Origin of the sequence: Clostridium thermobutyricum (assembly GCF_000371465.1) — a bacterium.
Taxonomy (GTDB): domain Bacteria; phylum Bacillota; class Clostridia; order Clostridiales; family Clostridiaceae; genus Clostridium; species Clostridium thermobutyricum.
Map to the genome: position 1 here is coordinate 1,350,661 of NZ_KB850956.1, position 19,752 is coordinate 1,370,412.

The following is a 19,752-nucleotide window of genomic DNA, read 5'->3' on the forward strand; positions in this document are numbered from 1 at the left end:
AAAGAAGAGGTGATATATTGAATATAGATTTAAACAGATTTAAATTAAATTGGAGGACTTTAATAAAGGTTAGCTTTCCACCAAGTATAATTTGTCTTATAATTTTCTTTACAAATTATAAATTTTTTGGACTTCCAAATGTAATAATAGCGCCATATATGACTTTGACTTTTATAAGAATGAAAGGATATTTAACTATAGAAAAAAATCCTATAAAGCCACTATTTATTCATCTAATAATTGGAGTTGTTGCAACTATTGCAAGTTTAGGTTGGATACATTCACTTATAATTGACTTTGTTGCAACAATTATATTAACATATCTTTTAACAGATGAGTATAACCCAAGTAGTTATTTCCCTTATCTAATGGCTTTTGTTTTTCTTCAGTTGTTCCCAGCTAGATATAATGAAATTCCAATGAGACTTTTATCTATATCATATTCTTATTTAATAATTTTTATAGGGTTAAAGATTTTTGCTCCTAAAATGGTAACTTCTAAAATTAGATTATTAATTAGAGAAGGTTATACAAATATAGCAAAACAAGCTGAATTATTATCAAAAGAAAACTTTTCAGAAATTGCAAATTTTCAATTTAGATTATTTGATATTTGTAAAGAATTAAACAGATTAATTTATTCAGGAGGAAAAAATAAATATTATCCTTTCATAATATTTTTTCAACATATAAATAATATCTTAGGAGATTTATATGATTTAAGATACATAACTAATTCAAATAAAGATTATTTAAGAAATTTATCTAGTTTATTTTCGAATATATATAACCTCTGTGAAAATAATAAACAAGATTTAATATCAAATGAAGTTTTAAATTTTTTAAATAATAATAACTTTGAAGATAAAGATTTGAATCATTATTTTACATTTATTTTAGATTATTTAGTAAAAGGATCTATAAAAGTATATAATGATAAAGATAGTATAATAAAAACATATTTTGATTTTAGGGAAAATAAAGAGTACTTTGAAAAATTAAATAAATATAAGTTTTCTTTAAATGAATTTAAATTAAGGTTTTCTCTTAGAATGGGAATTCTTTTAAGTGTAACATTTTCTTTTGTTAGATGGTCAAATTTAGAAAAAAGTTATTGGATTCCTATGACTGTATTTTTATTGACATTACCTTTTTATGAAGACAGTAAAAAAAGAGTTAAAGAAAGGTTTTTTGGAACACTAATAGGGATAGTTCTAGCAAGTATATTATTCTCTATATTTAGAACTCATGAATTACATATGATAATACTAATAGTAAGTACATTCCTAATGTATTCTTTTATAGCTGATTATGGTATTATGACAATATATATTACTTGTTATGCATTGGCTATTTCAACTTTAACAATAGGTAGTACAGAAGCTATATTATTAAGAGTACTATATACAATAGCATCACTATTAATAGTTTTATTTGCTAATAGATTTATTTTTAGAACTAAAAATTATATAGAATTAAAAAATATGATAGATAGACTTATTGTATTAGATGAAGAAATGATAAAAGAATTTAAGAATATTTTAAATAATGATATAAACAGAGAAAAACTTCAACTTTTAGTGTATTCATCTTATTTAGTAAGTGGAAAATTGCAAATGCATAATAATCCTAAAAGTACAGCAATAGAAGATACAAAAATTAGAAGTTTTATTTTTAATAATAATAGATTTACAACATTATTATCGCATTTATGTGTAATTCTTTATGATACTAAAAAGAAAATAGATGTAGAATATATAAATGAATGTATTCATATTCTAGAGGACATTATATCAAATATGAAAAATTTAAATAATTCTTCAGAAATTAATCATAATAAAGCATGTAAAAACATCAGTATAATAAATCATCAAAAAGATTATTTTAATATACAAATGATAAATTGTTTAAGTAAAGCAAAAGAGTCTTCTGATTCATTAGAAGATCTAATGAAAACAATATAAAAAAAAAGAGTATATCAAATAAATGATATACTCTTTTTTAATTTTCTATTTTGTCTAAATGAACATCCATTTGAGGGAATGGAATAGATATTCCTTCTTCATCAAACTTCAATTTAGATTGTTCTAAAAGATCAAAATGGACAGTCCAGTAATCTTCACTTTTACACCATGCCCTAACAACAAAGTTAATAGAACTAGCTGCTTGATCAGATAAAGCTATAAAAGGTTCAGGTTCTTTTAGAATAAGAGGATGATTATCTACTAAATTAGCTAATACTCTCTTTACTTTTAAAATATCATCTCCATAGCCTACACCAAAAGTTAGATCAACTCTTCTTAATTCTTTAGAAGAATAATTTATTATAGTGCCATTTACAAGACTTCCATTAGGAATCATTATTTCTTTATTATCTGATGATATTATATGAGTATAAAATATACTTATTTTTTCAACTACACCTGATTTACTAGAAACTTCTATAAAATCTCCAACATTAAAAGGTCTTAAAAGTAGAATTATAACTCCTCCTGCAAAGTTTGCTAAACTTCCTTGTAATGCAAGCCCAACTGCTAAACCAGCAGATGCTATTATAGCTGCAAAGCTTGTTGTTTTTACTCCAAGGTATGATATTACGCATACAACTAATAATATCTTTAAAGCTATGTCTGAAAAAGCAAGGAAAAATGAAGTTAAAGTAGGATCGATATTTTTCTTATTTAATATTTGATTTAATTTCTTTAATACTTTATTTATTACTTTCCAACCTATAAAAAGAACAATTACTCCAATAACTAATTTTAGTCCACTATTTGCTAACCAATTTAAAACAAAATCAGCTATTTTTTCAACATTAAATTTGTTCATTATTAATTCCTCCATATGTTTATTCCAATACTTAATTATACTATCATTTCAATTTAATTCAATATTTATATAAAATTAATATTATCTTTTAATATTTTATTTTTGAAAAAAACTATGAATAAAGATAAATAATTTATATCAAAGATTTATATAAATTTTATAATACATATCAATATATAATTGATATGTATTATAACAGAAAAAACTGTAAGATTATCTTACAGTTTTTTCTGTTATACCATCATAAGATAGCATTCCGCCTCTTACATTTATACAGTTTTCAAAACCGAGTTCATTTAACATTAATACTGCATTTGAACTTTTATTTCCTACCTTGCAAATTACATATATATCTTTATCTCTAGGTAATTCAGTTGAAAAATCTTCTAATTCATATAAAGGGACATTTATTGAATTTTTTATATGTCCTGCATCATAATGTATTTTATCTCTAACATCTATTATATATGTATTTGGATTAGTTTCTATTATCTTTTTTAATTTTAATGTTGTTATTTCTTTCATATCTATTCACTCCTTATAAAGTATTATATCAATAATGTATTAAAAAACATTTAACAAAACTATTTTTAAATTTATTCTATATTTTTTTAATTTCTACAGATATTCTAATTTAAAAATGATATTATAAAAATATAATAAAATTTTAATCTTTATTGTATATTTGACAATATAACTAAAAGACAATAGAATATATAATTATATTTAGAAATTATTTACAGGGAGGATGTCTAAATGAAAGCTATATTAACAGTAATAGGAAAAGATAAAGTAGGTATAATAGCTGGTATAAGTTCAGAGCTTAAAAATTTAAATGTTAACATTTTAGATGTTAATCAAACTATAATGGGAGACAGCTTTGCTATGATGATGATGGTTGATATAAACTCATCAGAAAATTTTGATAAAATAAAAGATTCTCTTATAGCTAAAGGTGAAGAACTTGAAGTTGAAGTAAAAATACAAAGAGAAGAAATATTTAAATCTATGCATACAATTTAATAGGGGGATTTAATATGAATAGTAGTAATATATTAGAAACTATAAAAATGATAGAAGAGGAAAAATTAGATATAAGAACTATTACTATGGGAATTTCACTTTTAGATTGTATTGATAGTGATGGTAATAAAGCAAGAACTAAGATATATGATAAGATAACTAAATCCGCTGAAAATTTAGTTGAAGTTGGATATGAAATTGAAAATGAGTTTGGTATTCCTATAGTTAATAAAAGAGTTTCAGTAACACCAATATCAATTATAGGTGGTGCTACTAATGAAGATAATTATGTAGAATTTGCGAGAACTTTAGATAAAGCTGCTAATACATTAGGAATTGATTTTCTTGGAGGATTTTCTGCTCTTGTACATAAGGGATATACAAAAGGAGATAAAATTTTAATCCAATCAATTCCTGAAGCATTAAAAGTTACAAATAAAGTATGTTCATCTGTTAACGTTGGTTCAACTAGAACTGGTATAAATATGGATGCTATAAAAGAGATGGGAGAAATAATTAAAAGAACAGCTGATCTTACATCTGATAAAAAAGGTTTTGGATGTGCTAAATTAGTTGTTTTTGCTAATGCTGTAGAAGATAATCCATTTATGGCTGGTGCATTTCATGGAGTAGGAGAAGCAGATAAAATTATAAATGTAGGTGTTTCAGGTCCAGGAGTAGTTCAAAGAGCTCTTGAAAAAGTAAAAGGACAATCTTTTGATGTTGTTGCAGAAACTGTAAAGAAAACTGCTTTTAAAATAACTAGAATGGGGCAACTAGTTGGAAATGAAGCTTCTAAAAGATTAAATGTTCCTTTTGGAATAGTAGATCTTTCACTTGCTCCAACTCCTGCTATAGGAGATTCTGTGGCACACATTTTAGAAGAAATGGGATTAGAAGTTGTTGGAACACATGGTACAACTGCAGCACTAGCTTTATTAAATGATGCCGTAAAAAAAGGTGGAGTAATGGCCTGTGGTCATGTTGGAGGATTAAGTGGTGCATTTATTCCTGTTTCAGAAGATGCTGGAATGATAGATGCAGTAATTAATGGTTCTCTAAATTTAGAAAAGCTTGAAGCAATGACTGCAATTTGTTCAGTTGGACTTGATATGATTGCAGTTCCTGGATATACAAGTGCAAGTACAATATCAGCTATGATTGCTGATGAAGCTGCTATTGGAGTTATAAACAATAAAACTACAGCAGTTAGAATAATTCCAGCTCCTGGTTGTGATGTAGGAGACATGGTTGAATTTGGTGGTTTACTTGGAACTGCTCCTGTAATGAAAATAAATAATTATTCATCAGATTTATTTATCAGTAGAGGAGGAAGAATTCCAGCTCCAATTCATTCATTTAAAAACTAATAATTATATAAAAAAATTATAGGAGAATATAACTATGAAAAAATTTATATCTTGGAATGTTAATGGTTTGAGAGCATGTGTAAAAAAAGGTTTCTTAGATTATTTTAATTCTATTGATGCAGATATTTTTGCGGTACAAGAAACTAAATTACAAGAAGGACAAATAGAATTAGCTCTGCCAGGATATTATCAATATTGGAATTATGCTCAAAGAAAAGGCTATTCTGGAACAGCTATATTTACAAAAGAACTTCCAATTAATGTTTTTTACGGATTAGGAATAGAAGAACATGATACTGAAGGAAGAGTAATTACTTTAGAATTTAATGATTACTATTTCGTAACTGTATATACTCCAAATTCTAAAGCTGAACTTGCTAGAATTGATTACAGAATGGAATGGGAGGATGCATTTAGAACATATTTAAAAGAAATAGAAAAAAATAAGCCTGTTATAATATGTGGTGATTTGAATGTTGCACATAATGAAATAGACTTAAAAAATCCAAAATCAAATGTAAATAATGCAGGATTTAGCATTCAAGAAAGAACTAAATTTAATGAATTTCTTGATTCAGGATTTATTGATACATTTAGATTTAAGTATCCTGAAAAAGAAGGAGCTTATTCTTGGTGGTCATATAGGTTTAATGCAAGAAAAAATAATGCTGGGTGGAGAATTGATTATTTTTTAGTTTCTGACTGCTTAAAAGAAAATATATTTGAAGCGAATATACATTCTGATATATTAGGCTCAGATCATTGTCCAGTAGAGTTAATATTGAAATAAAATTAAAAGGATATCTAATAAAAAGATATCCTTTTAACTTTTTGAAAATTCCACCAATTTGTTATTTACAAAAGTTAAAATTTGTAGTAGCTTTAAAATGTACCTTTTAGGTGAAGTTTTGGATATTATTCATCAATAAGGTAATTAATAAATATTTTTATATATTATTAAAGGAGGATTCACTTCTATATGAATATTTCACAAGAAAGTGATTATGCATTAAGAGCTATTCGTGCAATGTATAATTTTGGTGTAGAAAATAAAATTGAAGCAAGAATTATTTCTGAGAAAGAACATATTCCTATAAGATTCTTATTTAAGATTTTACGTAAACTTTGCTCTGAAAATATCATAGAATCATTTCGAGGAGTAAATGGAGGTTATATACTAAAAGCTCCATTAGAAAAATTAACTTTGAAAGATATAATTGAAGCAATAGAAGGACCTATATCTATAAATAAATGCACTAAAGATAAAAATTTATGTGAGATTTGCTTATCAGGTTGTTCTTTATATTATGAAATGAAAAAAGTTGAAAATGAAATTTTAAATATTTTATCTAGAAAATCTTTAAAAGAAATATTAGATAGTAGCATTAATAGCATTAACTTTTTTTAAATATTCTTATTTTGAAAGTGAATTTTTAAATTGGCATATTTTATGTTAATTTAATAAATTACATTATTAGGTTTCTAAATCTAAAAGTATACTAAAATAGTGTAGTTTTCATTTTAATTATGAAAGGTGTAGATATTATGTCAAATTGTAGCAAAACTAGCTGCCAAACTAGCTGTTCAACATGTATGTCAGCAGATAAAAAATTAGAAAGCTTTATAAAAGAATTAGATGTAGAGACATCTCATCACAGAGTAGAATCACAAAGTATAAAATGTAAATTCGGTCTTGATGGTGTTTGTTGTAGACTTTGTTCAAATGGACCTTGTAGAATAACACCAAAAGCTAAGAGAGGAATTTGTGGAGCAGATGCTGATACAATTGTTGCAAGAAACTTTTTAAGAGCTGTAGCTGCTGGATCAGGATGTTATATTCATGTAATAGAAAATACTGCTTTAAATTTAAAAAAAATGGCTGAAAATAAAGAACCTCTTAAAGGATTAAAAGCTTTAGATAGAGTTTCTAATATATTAGGAATAACAGATGGAGATCAATTTGAAAAAGCTTATAAGATTGCAGATTCTATTTTAAAAGACTTATATAAACCTAGATATGATAAAATGGAACTTGTTGAAAAATTAGCATATGCTCCTAGATTTGAAAAATGGAGAGAACTAGGAATATTACCAGGAGGAGCAAAATCAGAAGTATTTGACGGAATTGTTAAAACATCAACAAATTTAAGCAGTGATCCTATAGATATGTATATGAGTAGTTTAAGATTAGGAATATCAACTGGACTTTATGGATTAACTCTTGTAAATTTATTAAATGATATAATGTTAGGAGATCCAGTAATTAGACAAGCATCTGTTGGTATGAAAGTAATAAATCCAGACTATATCAACATAATGACAACTGGACATCAACACTCATTAATAGCTCATTTACAAGATTACTTAATTTCAAGTGAAGCAACTAAATTAGCTAACTCAGTAGGAGCTAAAGGTTTCAGAATTATTGGATGTACTTGTGTAGGTCAAGATTTACAAGTTAGAGGAGAGCACTATAATGAAGTATTTGTAGGTCATGCAGGTAACAATTATACTAGTGAAGCTGTTTTAGCAACAGGTGGAATAGATCTTATAACTTCTGAATTTAACTGTACACTTCCTGGAATTGAGCCTATCGCAGAAAAATTTGATATAAAAATGATATGTCTAGATAATGTTGCTAAAAAAGCTAATGCTGAATCAGTTGTATATTCATATGAAGAAAAAGAGGAGATAACTAATAAAATTGTTAATGAAGCAATTAAAAGTTATTCAAAGAGAAGAGGTTCAATAGAATTAAATATTCCAAAAGATCATGGGCATGATGATGTTTTAACTGGTTTAAGCGAATCAAATCTAAAAGAATTTTTAGGTGGTAATTGGAAAGCACTTGTAGATTTAATTGCTAAAGGAAGAATAAAAGGTATAGCTTGTATTGTAGGATGCTCAAATCTTACTGCAAAAGGTCATGATGTATTTACTGTAGAATTAGCAGAAGCATTAATAAAGAAAGATATACTAATACTTTCAGCAGGATGTTCATCAGGTGGTCTTGAGAATGTTGGATTAATGTCTGCCAAAGCTGCTACAAAAGCTGGAGATAGTCTAAGAAAAGTTTGCGAAGAATTAAATATTCCTCCTGTATTAAACTTTGGACCATGTCTTGCTATAGGAAGACTTGAAATGATTGCAGCTGAACTCGCAGAATATTTAAATATAGATATTCCTCAACTACCATTAATTTTATCAGCTCCTCAATGGTTAGAAGAACAAGCTCTTGCTGATGGAGTATTTGGACTTACTCTTGGATTACCACTTCATTTAGCATTACCTCCATTTGTAGGTGGAAGTGAATTAGCTTTAAATTTATTTAGTGAAGGATTAAAAGAAATTACAGGTGGTCAATTAATAATTGATGGAGATGTAGATAACACTGCTAATAAATTAGAGGAAATAATTGAAGAGAGAAGAAAAGGTTTAGGATTATAATAAATAAAGCTCATCTTTTTAAGATGAGCTTTATCTATAATTTCTATATATTCCTACTAATTTTCCTAAAATCGAACAGTTTTCTACAATGATAGGTTCCATAGAATCATTTTCTGGCTGTAATCTTATATGATCTTTTTCTAAATAGAATCTTTTTATAGTTGCCTCTTCTTCAATAAGTGCTACTACAATATCACCATTATTTGCTGATGTTCTTTTTTCTATTATAGCTAAATCACCTTCATTTATTCCTGCTTTTATCATACTATTTCCATTAACTTTTAATATAAATAATTCATTATCATGCTTTACAAAATTTAATGGAAGAGTAAAGGTGTCTTCTATATTTTCAGTAGCTAATATTGGAGTTCCAGCAGTTATATTACCTATTATAGGTATTGATATCATTTCACGTTTAGGTTGCATAAATTCAACAATTTCTAAAGCTCTTGGTTTTGTTGGATCTCTTTTTATCAATCCTTTTTTTTCTAGTCTTTTTAAGTGTCCATGAACAGTAGAAGTTGACTTTAAACTTACCGCTTCACATATCTCTCTAACTGATGGTGGATAACCTTTGTTTTCAGTATATACTTTTAAAAATTCATAAATTTGACTTTGCTTATCTTTACCGTCTACCATTGTTTACACCTCACTTCTTACTAAAAATTATAGCATATAATTCCTCTCCAATCAAACTTATGTTCTTTTTATCTTTTTTTACATAAATAAACTCTATTTGATACTAAAACTGAAATTTGATATAATAGAATTCTAGTTTATCACAAAAGGTGGTGTAAAAATGACTAAAGCATTTATAGTTGACGAATTTTGCGATTTTTTAGATCCAACAAAAATTTGTGACAATTGCGGAGCATGTTTAAATTTAAGTAAATCCGATTTACAAGCAATTAAAATTGAAGAAATTGCAAAAAACATAGAAGAAAATGAATTAGTAGAATCAGATCTTGAAGATTCTGATTTTTTTGAAGATGAGTTTAATATTCCTAATTGGGAAGAACTTGTAGCTAAAGCTCAAAAAATAGATCCAAATATGGATAAAGAACTTATTGAAAAATCATTATTAGAAGCTTATTCTAATTTAAATGAAAATTTTAAAGAGCATTTAGAAATACCTTCGTATACTTTAGCTAACGAAGGTGAAGTAATGGCACTTGGAAAAGATGCTGCTGAAGAAGAGATAATTTATCTAGAAGATCTTAACTTAACTGAAGATATTTTAGAAAGTGATACTGAAGAACTTTTCCCAGGTGTAAGAAAATTAAAAACAAAAAAAATTTAATTATTCATATATAAAATCCTCACTTAAAATTAAGTGAGGATTTTTCTTTTGGTATAAAAAATCTTTTTTTTCAAAAACTAGTATTGTAATAACATTTATAAAGAGGAGAGATTTTCATGAAAATTAGAAAATTTAAAGCAATACTATTTATACTAGGAATTGGAATATCTATTTCATTTTTTGGATGCAATAATGTAAAAAACACTACTGATAACGTAGAAAAAAATGTAGAGCGGGGAATGAATAATTCAAAAAATAATTCTAATTCAATTAAAAAATCTATAAATAAAAATATACCACAATTTACAGAGTCAGAAATTTCAATAGATAATCAATATCTTATAAATGAATTAAATAAAAAAGGATTTGATGCAAAAAAAATAAAAGCTAATCCCAACCCATATGATGAATTATTCTCAGTACCACAAGAAGAAATTCAGGTAAATGGAGGATATATTTCTATATACCAATACGGAGTAGGAGATAAACTAAGAATGGTATCAGATCTTAACTCACTAAATGATAATGCATATCTATTTAGTCAAAATAAAGGTAATTGGGTACAAAATTTTCACCTTTATAAAAAAGGTAGAATTTTTGTAGTTTACGATGGAGCTGATCAGAAAATTTTAACTGCACTTTCAGAAATTTTAGGGAACAATATATAAATAAAAAAAATAAAAAGCTATAAACTACATAGCTTTTTATTTTTTTATTTTTGCTAAAGGATTACTTTTAACTGCTTCTCTTAAAGTATCATCATCTACATGTGTATATATTTGTGTAGTAGAAATACTTTCATGACCTAATATACTTTGTAAAGCTCTAATATCTACATCCCCATGTTTATACATAAGAGTTGCAGCTGTATGTCTAAGTTTATGAGGTGTATATTTTTGATCTCTAAGCCCTGCATCTTTAGTTGCATTTTTAACCATTATTTCAACTGTTCGTTTATTTATTCTACGTCCTCTATTAGATAGGAACAAAAATTCTTTATCTTCATCAGAACATTTTATGTCATCTCTATCCTTTAAATATTGATTAAGTGCATAAATACAAGACTCATTTAAGTATACAGTTCTTTCTTTATTCCCTTTTCCTATTATAGTTAATGTATCACCAGATATTTTTTCAAGTTTTATATTGCATAATTCAGATAATCTCATACCACAATTTAAAAAAAATGTTAATATGCAATAATCTCTACTATAATTTTTACTCTTTTTATTTAATGAATTTAAAAGAGTAAGACTTTCATCTAAATTTAAATATACTGGATGGCGTTTATTTATTTTAGGTGATTCTAATTCTATAGTAGGATTTTCATCTATAATTTTTGCTTTATTTTGAAGAAACTTAAAAAAAGATTTTAAAGTAGCAACTTTTCTAGCTCTAGCATAAGCACTGTTATTTCTATACCTCTCTAAAAAACTCATAAAAGCATAAAGTTCTGAAAGTTTAACTTTCTTTATAAATTCTCCATCTATATCACTTATTTTTATATCTTCAAATTCAATATCTTCTATTTCTTCTCTATATAATTTTAAAAATCTGAAAAACATTAATAAATCAATTCTATATGCATCTATAGTATTAATAGATTTACCTTTTATAGTTTCTAAATAATTCAAAAAATCTATTATAATAAGAGGCATTTCCTCATTCTTTTTTAAGTCTTTAAAATCGTATTTCATAATTGCTCCTTTCACTTAGTTATATTTCTATTTTATCACAAATAAAAATTGATTAAAATAGAGTAGTAGAACATACGTTCTCAAAATATAAAAACGTCATATTTACACCCTGTTTAACTTCAATCCAATCTCAAGCAAAATTATCTTTTATTTTTATATTGATCTTCTTTGACTTTAATTTTCTATTTTCATACTTAATTTCAATTAAGTTCTATAAAATTATTTTTACAAATTATAAAATTTTAAAAACATTCAAATTACAAATTATATGTAATTATGTAATTTATAAATATATTTTTTGTGAAATTATTCTTATGTAAAATAATTGAAAATAAGCACACAATAAAATAAATTACAATTTATATAAGTTTTAAACACTGCATATTCGTACTTAATTCAAACAGAAATACTTATTTTCAATTACAAAAGCATATTATTTCGCTAAATTGTTATTTAGCGAAATAAATTAGAGGCATTTTTATAAATTTAATTATAAATATTTCTAAAAATATATTATTTCAACCTATTCTATATGATCAAAATCTATTAATAACAACTTTTTAATTTAATAATTATAGAAAAATTTCAGTTTATGTAAATACAATAAAACTATTTTAAAAACAAATTTATTCCCGCTAATTTTTATTTTGATTTAAAATTCAATCGTTTACTTAATATATTAATTTAGCACAACAAAAAATCCTATCTAAAAAGATAAGATTTTTATTAATTATTTCATATTATATCTATCACTGCTAAGAATTTTTATCATTTCTTCTTTTATTTCTTCATAAGTAAAATCTCTAAAACCTGTATTTGATTCTTGGATTATTGTTTTAAAAGCTTTTTCACCACTTCCTTCTAGAATAAAAATTTTACCTTCTTCTAAAACAGAAATATTATTTCTATAATTTTCTTTTATTATCCAAATTTTAATTTTTGGGATATTAAATCCAAAATTATTCCACTTTTTTCTCATTTTTAAATATAAAAATGATATTTCTTCTTCCTTAGAACGTTTGTTCGTATTCGTGATTTCTGATAATTGTTCCATTGATTTAATTGCAAAAACAACCCCTGATGGAAAATTAAATATTTTATTACTATTTTTTACTGCAGAAAGTAAAAGAAGGTCAAACACACTCTCGATAGAAATTTTTTCACTAATAGAATTCTCAATAACATTAATTACATCATTTTTTAAATCTCTATTTTGTATTTTTTTAATATTAGGTATATTTTTAGTTTTTATTATATGATCTTTATACATTTTTTTATTATTACAAAGATAAAAATTACTTAAAAATACACTTTGCATATAATAATTATCTTTTTTATTTAAATTTTTTTCGTTTAAAGCTATTGCAACTAACCAGTCTTCTTCTGGAATTTCTAAATTTTCGTAAATTTCTTTTATTTCTTTAATGAACATCTCTTTAGTCTTTTTCTCTTCAATCCCTATATCTAAAGCCTTTAAATATTCATATTTCAATTCAAATCCTTTACTTTTTTGTTCTCGTATTACTTTCTTTGGTTTATACATATTTATAAATTCATTAAATCTCTTTGGATCATTTTTCATAAAAGAATTTCTATATTTTTTTATATTCGAATAACTCAAATTTCCATATTGGATCTTATCCCATTCATTATTGCTCATAAACTTTTCAACCACATTAAGTTTACCCCTTAAATGTGATAGTAATTTTCTATATTCTGTATAACTTAGTCCTAATAATTTGCTAGTTCTCTTCCCTAACATATTCGTATTCTCATTAGAAGCATTGATTGATTTTAGCCATTTAGCTAATGTACTAGGCTTGTTAGATTTTAAATCATAATCTAAAGTTTTTTTAAATATATCTATTATTAAATCTTCATTTTCACCATAAAAAAACTCATATAAATCATCATAACGCCCATACTTAACAATATGTGGTATATATTTTCTAAATTCTAAAGGATATTCATCTCCCAATTCATTTAATATTTTTCTAAATTCTTTTTTTCTACCTAACCCTTCTTTATCTCTCAAATAAGAAATTAATTTAAAAAAGTATTCTGAATCCTCTTCCAAACAGCTTCTAGCAAGCTCCAAATTTATATCTATATTATCATAATAAACACTTAATAAATGACAATAAAAAAATAATGTTTGAGATTTTTCATTATCAAATAGAAAATCACCTTGAATTGTATAATCAAATTCATCTAGCTCTCTATCATATTCTAAATTGTCAGAATTAAAAATATACTTAATACCCTTAACTATATTACTCATAAATATCAAATCTCCTTATTATGTATACAAGGCGCTATTCATTTAGCTTATGCACGCCTTTTAAAACAAGATGCGAATATTTCTTAATATCCTTAAAATCGCTTAACCATCTTTTACTATATAATATATATGTATATTATAAAATTTTATTCAAAAAAAATATGATCAAAATTATTTTGATCATATTTTGTATTAATCTATTTAAGCTCTTTTATAAACTGTATAAGATCATTTTTTATATATTCAGATTTTGAAAAACCTTTATTAAATACCCTTATTTGCTTATATTTAATATTATCCATTTCAAAATCTAATACATCTATTCTATCTCCTTTTATTATTCTATGTTCACGAACTCCTTTAAGCGCTATTTTAATTTCCATATTAACATCCTTTATTATTTATTTCTTTTCCACTCTTCTATTGCTTTAGCTATAGATAAAAGATATTCTTGTCTCTCATATTTTTCTAATATTAAAAACTCTAATTCTTCTTTACTCTGAACTAACTCTTGTAATTTAGAATAATTTGTTGAATTTTTTTCTATTTCAATGTCTAAATTAGCTAATTTGTCTTCTAATTTAGATATCACATCTTCAATCTCTTCAAACTCTTTTTTTTCATTAAATGAAAATTTTGGAGCTTTCTCTCCTTTTTGCTTAGGTTTTTCTTTTTTAACAGTATTATTTACTTTTTCTATTTCATTTTCTTCTTCTTTATTGTATATATAGTCACTATAATTCCCATGATATATCTTAATTTCTCCATTACCTTTAAAATTAAATATTTTATTACATATCCTATCTAAAAAATATCTATCATGAGATACTACTAAAACTACCCCATTATATTCATCTATAAAATTCTCTAGTATTTTTAAAGTTTCAATATCTAAATCATTTGTAGGCTCATCAAGAATTAAAAAATTTGGATTTTCCATAAGAACTCTAAGAAGCTGTAGCCTTCTCTTCTCTCCACCTGACAACTTTTCTATTAAGCTATATTGCATAGTTGAATCAAATAAAAATCTTTCACAAAGAGTTGAAGCTGATATTTTTGTACCATCATTTGTTGGTATATATTCTCCTCCCTCTTTGACAAAGTCAATTACTCTTAAATTATTATTTAACTCTTTTCCTTCTTGAGAAAAAGCTCCTATTTTAACTGTTTCTCCTATCTCAATATTCCCAGAATCAAATTCTTCTATTCCTTCTATTATATTTAAAAAAGTTGATTTACCAACTCCATTATCTCCTACTATCCCAATTCTATCTTCCTTAGTAAATATATAAGAAAAATCCCTTATTAATATTTTTTGATCAAACCTTTTATTTAAATTATATATTTCAAGTATTTTCTTTCCTAATCTACTTCCAACATAATTAATTTCTATATCTGTATTGTACTCATTATATTCTTTAGATACCAATTCATTAAATCTTTGTATTCTAGCTTTTTGTTTAGTTGATCTAGCTTTAGCCCCTCTTTTTATCCATTTAAGTTCTGTTCTTATTAAAGATTGTCTTTTAGTTTCTAAAGTCTTTTCTAATTCTATTCTTTCAACTTTTTTAGTTAGATATTTACTATAGTTTCCTTCATAAGTAAATAAATTTCCTCTATCTAATTCTACTATTTTATTAACAACTCTATCTAAGAAATATCTATCATGAGTTATCATAACTAAAGCACCAGATCTAGAATTTAAATATTCTTCTAACCATTCTATAGATTTGTAATCTAAATGGTTAGTTGGTTCATCTAATATTAAAAGATCACATGGTTTAATAAGTGCAGCTGCTAAAAATACTCTTTTTCTCTGACCTCCAGATAATTCTCTCATCTTTTGATTATAATTTACTATACCTAGCTTAGTTAAAATATTTTTAGCTGAAGTCTCTAATTCCCATAAATTCAAACTATCAATTTTACTTTGAAGATTTATTAATCTATCTTGTTTTTCATTATTACCATTATTTATTTCATCTAATAATGATTCATATTCTAATAAAATTTTCATTTCTTCAGAATCACTTTTAAATATTTGGTCTAATACAGTACAATCCTCTTCAACTTTTTCATTTTGGCTTAGATATTCTATTTTAACATTTTTACCTACAACTCTTTTCCCATCAAAAAATTCTTCTCTTCCTGAAATTATTTTTAAAAAAGTTGATTTTCCTGCTCCATTTATTCCTATAATACCTATTTTATCTTTATCATTTATACCTAATGAAACTTCTTTTAAAAGAACTTTTTCACTATAACTTTTACTTATGTTCTCTAAAGTTAATAAATTCATTTTTTTCTCCTTAATACGATAATTTATTTAATAGATATATTCTATCAAATTTTCTTTTTTATTTAAAGAAACTAATATTTAGCCTTAAAGGTAAGTTAAGGTCAGTGTAAAAGATAATTAATATAAAAAATAAAAATAGGTTTATAAAAACCTATTTAATATGTACTAGATAGCAACCTCTATTTTTTTAAAAGCTACTCTTTTATTTAATTTTAAAGTTTCTTTATCTAACTCTATCTTGTATATATTAGGACAATTAAACTCTCTCCATTTACGCATATATTTAGGTGTTGCTTCTATAGAGTAATGAAATTCTTCTTCAAAATCGTCTGTAAATTCTAAAAAGCTTAAATTAGATCTTGTATCTATATAAACATCATCTTTTTTTAAATTATTTAATAACGGATAAAAGAACTTCATTGGTATTTCATAATTATACATCCCTCTTTTAGTTTTTCCTTCATATATTACTCTTTTTATAAATCTATTATTTAATATATCTTCTTTATTAATAGATAACTTAAATATAGGTTCATTTAAAGAATTTTTATCTATTTTTATTTTTATCATGTCTCTAAACCTCATAATTTTAGAAGCTGTATTATTTTACAGCTTCTAAATAAATAATATTATAATTTCTTAAAAAAATCATTGACTACATTTTTAGAAAATTCTTCTATATCTATATTTTCTATACGATTTTCACTAACCCATTCACTACTTATTACATTTTTCCCAAGGTTCATAAAATCTTTTATTTTCCCTGTATAAATCATAAAAGTTTCGTTATTTTCATCATTAAATTCACCATATTCCTCTAAATCAAAAATAAGCGTATTCAAATCTTCTTTGATTGCATTATTTATACATTTCTCATCGGTTTCTTTACCTTTTTTACGTCTACCTACAAGTTGCCATTTTCCAGGATTTTTCTTCTTTCCTTTTTGAATAAGAAGAATATTATTAAAATCATCTTTTAATAATATTAAACATCCTATAATATTTTTCATAATTAGTCTCCTCCCCAAATCACTTAACTTAAATTAAAAATGAGTTTTCAATAATATATTTCGATAAAAAATGTCAAAATCCTTCTTTAAGTTAACTATATTTACTTTTTATATTATTAAATGAAATTTTATTAAAAAATATTTTGTATTAGTTAACCCTTTATTCATAATTGCAAACGTTTTTTATATGTAAAAATTACTAAAACGTTAACCTTTTCTTTTACTACTGATACATAACTAAATTTAGTAGTACAATACTATTATTGAGATATTTTTAATTTTAAATTTTTAATTTGGAGGTGTAATTTAAAAATGAAAACTTCCTTTAAAAACACGCTTAAAGTTTATTTTAGAGATTTAAAAGGTATAGTAAAAAATCCAATATCAATTTTAATTATATCTGGATTATGTATAGTCCCTTCTTTATATTCATTTCTTAATGTAATTGCTTGTTGGGATGCTTATTCAAATACATCTAAAATGCAAATAGCCGTTGTTAATAATGATAAAGGAACTACTTTAGATGGAACTAAATTAAATATAGGAGATAGTATAGTTTCACAATTAAAAACTAATACCGCTATTGGGTGGAGATTTGTAAATTCACAAGAAGGTAATATAGGATTAGCATCTGGAGAATATTATTCTGAATTAATAATTCCAGAGAATTTTTCAGAAAACTTAAAGACTATAACTTCAAATAGTCCTGTAAAACCAGAGCTTATATATAGGGTTAATACTAAGCTTGGTCCCGTAGCAAATAAAATAACTGAAGTTGCACAACAAAATTTATTAGCCCAAATAAGAAGTAGTGTTATGTCTGCAATAAGCAATCAGATTTTCACTAAATTAAATACATATGGGAATAAAGCTAAAGAAAATAAAGAGCAAATACTTCAGTTAAAAGAGGCGATTATAAATTTAAATGATAATATGAGCAATGTTCTTAATTCATTAAATAATGTTAGTCAAGGTTCTGGTGATTTAAGCGGATATTTATCAGCTATTAAAGAAACTTTCCCTAATATTAATAATGGATTAAGTCAAATTCAAAATAGTACTACCAACATTGGAAATATAGTTGGCAATACTCAAAGCTTATTGAATACTTCATTAAATAATATCACTTTAAACTTAAATGACTCCGAGTCATTTATGAATAATATACTAGGATTATTAAAAAATATTAAAAATACTTCTAACAATTCAAATGCAACTGTAACAGGTACACTAAATCAAGTTAAAAGTAAATTGAATTTAATAAGTTCTAATTTAAATACAATACTAAGTTTTTTAAATAGTATAGAACCAAATATCAATAATCCTAATATAAAAAATTTAACACAAAAAACAAAATCAACTTTAGCAAGTATAAATAATGAAAAAGATCAAATAATAGCTGCAATTAATGAAAGCACTTCTTCTGGAAAACAATTAAGTGATACAACTTTAAATTCCCTTATAGATGCTGCTTCATCTACTTCAAATGCTATTAATAATGTAAATTCATTTTATAGTAATACAGTTAAAGGTGAGCTTAATTCAATATCTAACAACTTAGTAAAAACTACTAGTTCAGCAGAAAACTTAATAACTGAGACTCAAACATTAAATTCTAAAATAGAATCAATAATTACTTCTTCTAGTACTGGTAGTAGTTTAGCTAAAACTACAAGCAACAATTTAACTAATTATTTAAATGAATATAGAAATATAATTCATGAACTTGCTTCTAAATTATCTAGTGTAAATAATAAAGATATAAATACAATTATTGCACTATTACAAGGAAATCCAATTGTTATGGGAGATTATGTTTCAGCACCTTTTAATTTTAAACATGAGTCAATTTATCCTGTTGCTAATTATGGATCTGGAATGACTCCTGTTTATAGTGTTCTTGCTTTTTGGGTTGGAGTTCTACTTTTAAGTTCACTTCTTAAAACAGAACCACCATATTTTGAAGGCATTGAAAATATAAGCATAAGAGAAAAACATTTTGGTAAAATGTTAACTTTCATTACTATAGCTAATATTCAATCATTAATTATAACTATAGGTGCAAAATTTTTATTAGGAGTTCAAGTTGTTGATTTACCATTATTTATTCTATCTTCTATGCTTACTGCAACAACTTTTGCAATAATAGTTTTCACAATTGTTTCTATGTTTAGAACAATTGGTAAAGCAATATGTATAGTACTTATGGTAGTTCAACTTTCTGGTACTGGTGGAACTTATCCTATTCAAGCTATGCCAATGTTTTTTAGAATAGTAGAACCTTATTTACCATTCCCATATGGCGTAGACGTAATGAGAGAAGCAATAGCAGGACCTTATTGGCCTAATGCAACTAAAGATATTGTTACATTATTTGTTTTTTCAATAATTTTTATATTAATAGGATATTTCTTTAAGAAACCTTCTTTAGGATTATTTAATAAATTTGAAGGAAAATTCCATCAATCTGGTTTAGCAGAAGAATAATGTAGGAGG

18 protein-coding genes are annotated in these 19,752 nt (G+C 24.9%); 9 read left to right on the forward strand and 9 right to left on the reverse strand.

From position 1 onward, the window contains the following. Positions 1–17 precede the first annotated feature (17 nt). A complete protein-coding gene (locus HMPREF1092_RS06265) occupies positions 18–1,964 on the forward strand; it encodes an FUSC family protein (RefSeq protein ID WP_002597798.1) in 1,947 nt (648 codons plus the stop codon). Positions 1,965–2,001: 37 nt separating this feature from the next. On the opposite strand, the gene HMPREF1092_RS06270 is transcribed toward HMPREF1092_RS06265, so the two are convergent. Next, positions 2,002–2,829, reverse strand: a complete 828-nt coding sequence (locus HMPREF1092_RS06270; RefSeq protein ID WP_002597799.1) for a mechanosensitive ion channel family protein — start codon at positions 2,827–2,829, stop codon at positions 2,002–2,004. A gap of 213 nt (positions 2,830–3,042) precedes the next feature. Beyond that, positions 3,043–3,354, reverse strand: a complete 312-nt coding sequence (locus HMPREF1092_RS06275; protein WP_002597800.1) for a rhodanese-like domain-containing protein — start codon at positions 3,352–3,354, stop codon at positions 3,043–3,045. A 231-nt stretch (positions 3,355–3,585) separates the two neighbouring features. Between HMPREF1092_RS06275 and HMPREF1092_RS06280 the strand changes: the two genes are divergently transcribed. The 5 genes from HMPREF1092_RS06280 to cooS all read left to right on the forward strand — a co-directional run bounded on the left by HMPREF1092_RS06280 (position 3,586) and on the right by cooS (position 8,669). Next, the gene (locus tag HMPREF1092_RS06280) at positions 3,586–3,852 is read left to right on the forward strand and encodes an ACT domain-containing protein (RefSeq protein ID WP_002597801.1); all 267 of its coding nucleotides are present in this window, start codon (positions 3,586–3,588) and stop codon (positions 3,850–3,852) included. Between the two features lie 14 nt (positions 3,853–3,866). Next, complete coding sequence (locus tag HMPREF1092_RS06285) at positions 3,867–5,222, forward strand: PFL family protein (RefSeq protein WP_002597802.1); 1,356 nt, start codon at positions 3,867–3,869, stop codon at positions 5,220–5,222. A 34-nt stretch (positions 5,223–5,256) separates the two neighbouring features. Next, positions 5,257–6,012, forward strand: a complete 756-nt coding sequence (locus tag HMPREF1092_RS06290) for an exodeoxyribonuclease III (RefSeq protein WP_002597803.1) — start codon at positions 5,257–5,259, stop codon at positions 6,010–6,012. Between the two features lie 189 nt (positions 6,013–6,201). Continuing rightward, entirely contained in the window at positions 6,202–6,630 is a 429-nt protein-coding gene (locus tag HMPREF1092_RS06295) for an RrF2 family transcriptional regulator (protein WP_002597804.1), read from the forward strand. 137 nt (positions 6,631–6,767) lie between these two features. Next, the gene (cooS, locus tag HMPREF1092_RS06300; RefSeq protein ID WP_002597805.1) at positions 6,768–8,669 is read left to right on the forward strand and encodes an anaerobic carbon-monoxide dehydrogenase catalytic subunit; all 1,902 of its coding nucleotides are present in this window, start codon (positions 6,768–6,770) and stop codon (positions 8,667–8,669) included. A 30-nt stretch (positions 8,670–8,699) separates the two neighbouring features. On the opposite strand, the gene lexA is transcribed toward cooS, so the two are convergent. Continuing rightward, entirely contained in the window at positions 8,700–9,308 is a 609-nt protein-coding gene (gene lexA, locus HMPREF1092_RS06305) for a transcriptional repressor LexA (protein ID WP_002597806.1), read from the reverse strand. 160 nt (positions 9,309–9,468) lie between these two features. On the opposite strand from lexA, the gene HMPREF1092_RS06310 reads away from it, so the two are divergent. Together HMPREF1092_RS06310 and HMPREF1092_RS06315 are read left to right on the forward strand one after the other, a co-directional pair. Continuing rightward, positions 9,469–9,969 carry a hypothetical protein gene (locus HMPREF1092_RS06310; protein ID WP_002597807.1) on the forward strand — a complete coding sequence of 167 codons (501 nt, stop codon included), beginning with the start codon at positions 9,469–9,471 and terminating at the stop codon, positions 9,967–9,969. 116 nt (positions 9,970–10,085) lie between these two features. Then, positions 10,086–10,637: a hypothetical protein gene (locus HMPREF1092_RS06315; protein WP_002597808.1), complete on the forward strand. Its 552-nt coding sequence runs from the start codon at positions 10,086–10,088 to the stop codon at positions 10,635–10,637. Positions 10,638–10,673: 36 nt separating this feature from the next. On the opposite strand, the gene HMPREF1092_RS06320 is transcribed toward HMPREF1092_RS06315, so the two are convergent. From HMPREF1092_RS06320 to HMPREF1092_RS06345, 6 genes are all read right to left on the reverse strand, one after another. Continuing rightward, positions 10,674–11,666 carry a tyrosine recombinase XerC gene (locus tag HMPREF1092_RS06320; RefSeq protein WP_002597809.1) on the reverse strand — a complete coding sequence of 331 codons (993 nt, stop codon included), beginning with the start codon at positions 11,664–11,666 and terminating at the stop codon, positions 10,674–10,676. Between the two features lie 730 nt (positions 11,667–12,396). Next, positions 12,397–13,947, reverse strand: a complete 1,551-nt coding sequence (locus HMPREF1092_RS06325) for a DUF2828 family protein (protein ID WP_002597810.1) — start codon at positions 13,945–13,947, stop codon at positions 12,397–12,399. Positions 13,948–14,144: 197 nt separating this feature from the next. Then, on the reverse strand, positions 14,145–14,330 hold the full coding sequence (locus HMPREF1092_RS06330) for a hypothetical protein (protein WP_002597811.1): 186 nt from the start codon (positions 14,328–14,330) through the stop codon (positions 14,145–14,147). A gap of 14 nt (positions 14,331–14,344) precedes the next feature. Then, positions 14,345–16,246 (reverse strand): ABC-F family ATP-binding cassette domain-containing protein, encoded by a 1,902-nt coding sequence (locus HMPREF1092_RS06335; RefSeq protein WP_002597812.1) that lies wholly within the window; start codon positions 16,244–16,246, stop codon positions 14,345–14,347. A 165-nt stretch (positions 16,247–16,411) separates the two neighbouring features. Beyond that, positions 16,412–16,816 carry a hypothetical protein gene (locus HMPREF1092_RS06340; RefSeq protein ID WP_002597813.1) on the reverse strand — a complete coding sequence of 135 codons (405 nt, stop codon included), beginning with the start codon at positions 16,814–16,816 and terminating at the stop codon, positions 16,412–16,414. A 59-nt stretch (positions 16,817–16,875) separates the two neighbouring features. Next, entirely contained in the window at positions 16,876–17,256 is a 381-nt protein-coding gene (locus tag HMPREF1092_RS06345) for an NUDIX hydrolase (protein ID WP_002597814.1), read from the reverse strand. A gap of 312 nt (positions 17,257–17,568) precedes the next feature. Here HMPREF1092_RS06345 and HMPREF1092_RS06350 point away from each other — a divergent pair, with 312 nt between their 5' ends. Then, entirely contained in the window at positions 17,569–19,743 is a 2,175-nt protein-coding gene (locus HMPREF1092_RS06350) for a YhgE/Pip domain-containing protein (protein ID WP_002597815.1), read from the forward strand. The last annotated feature ends 9 nt before the right edge of the window (positions 19,744–19,752 follow it).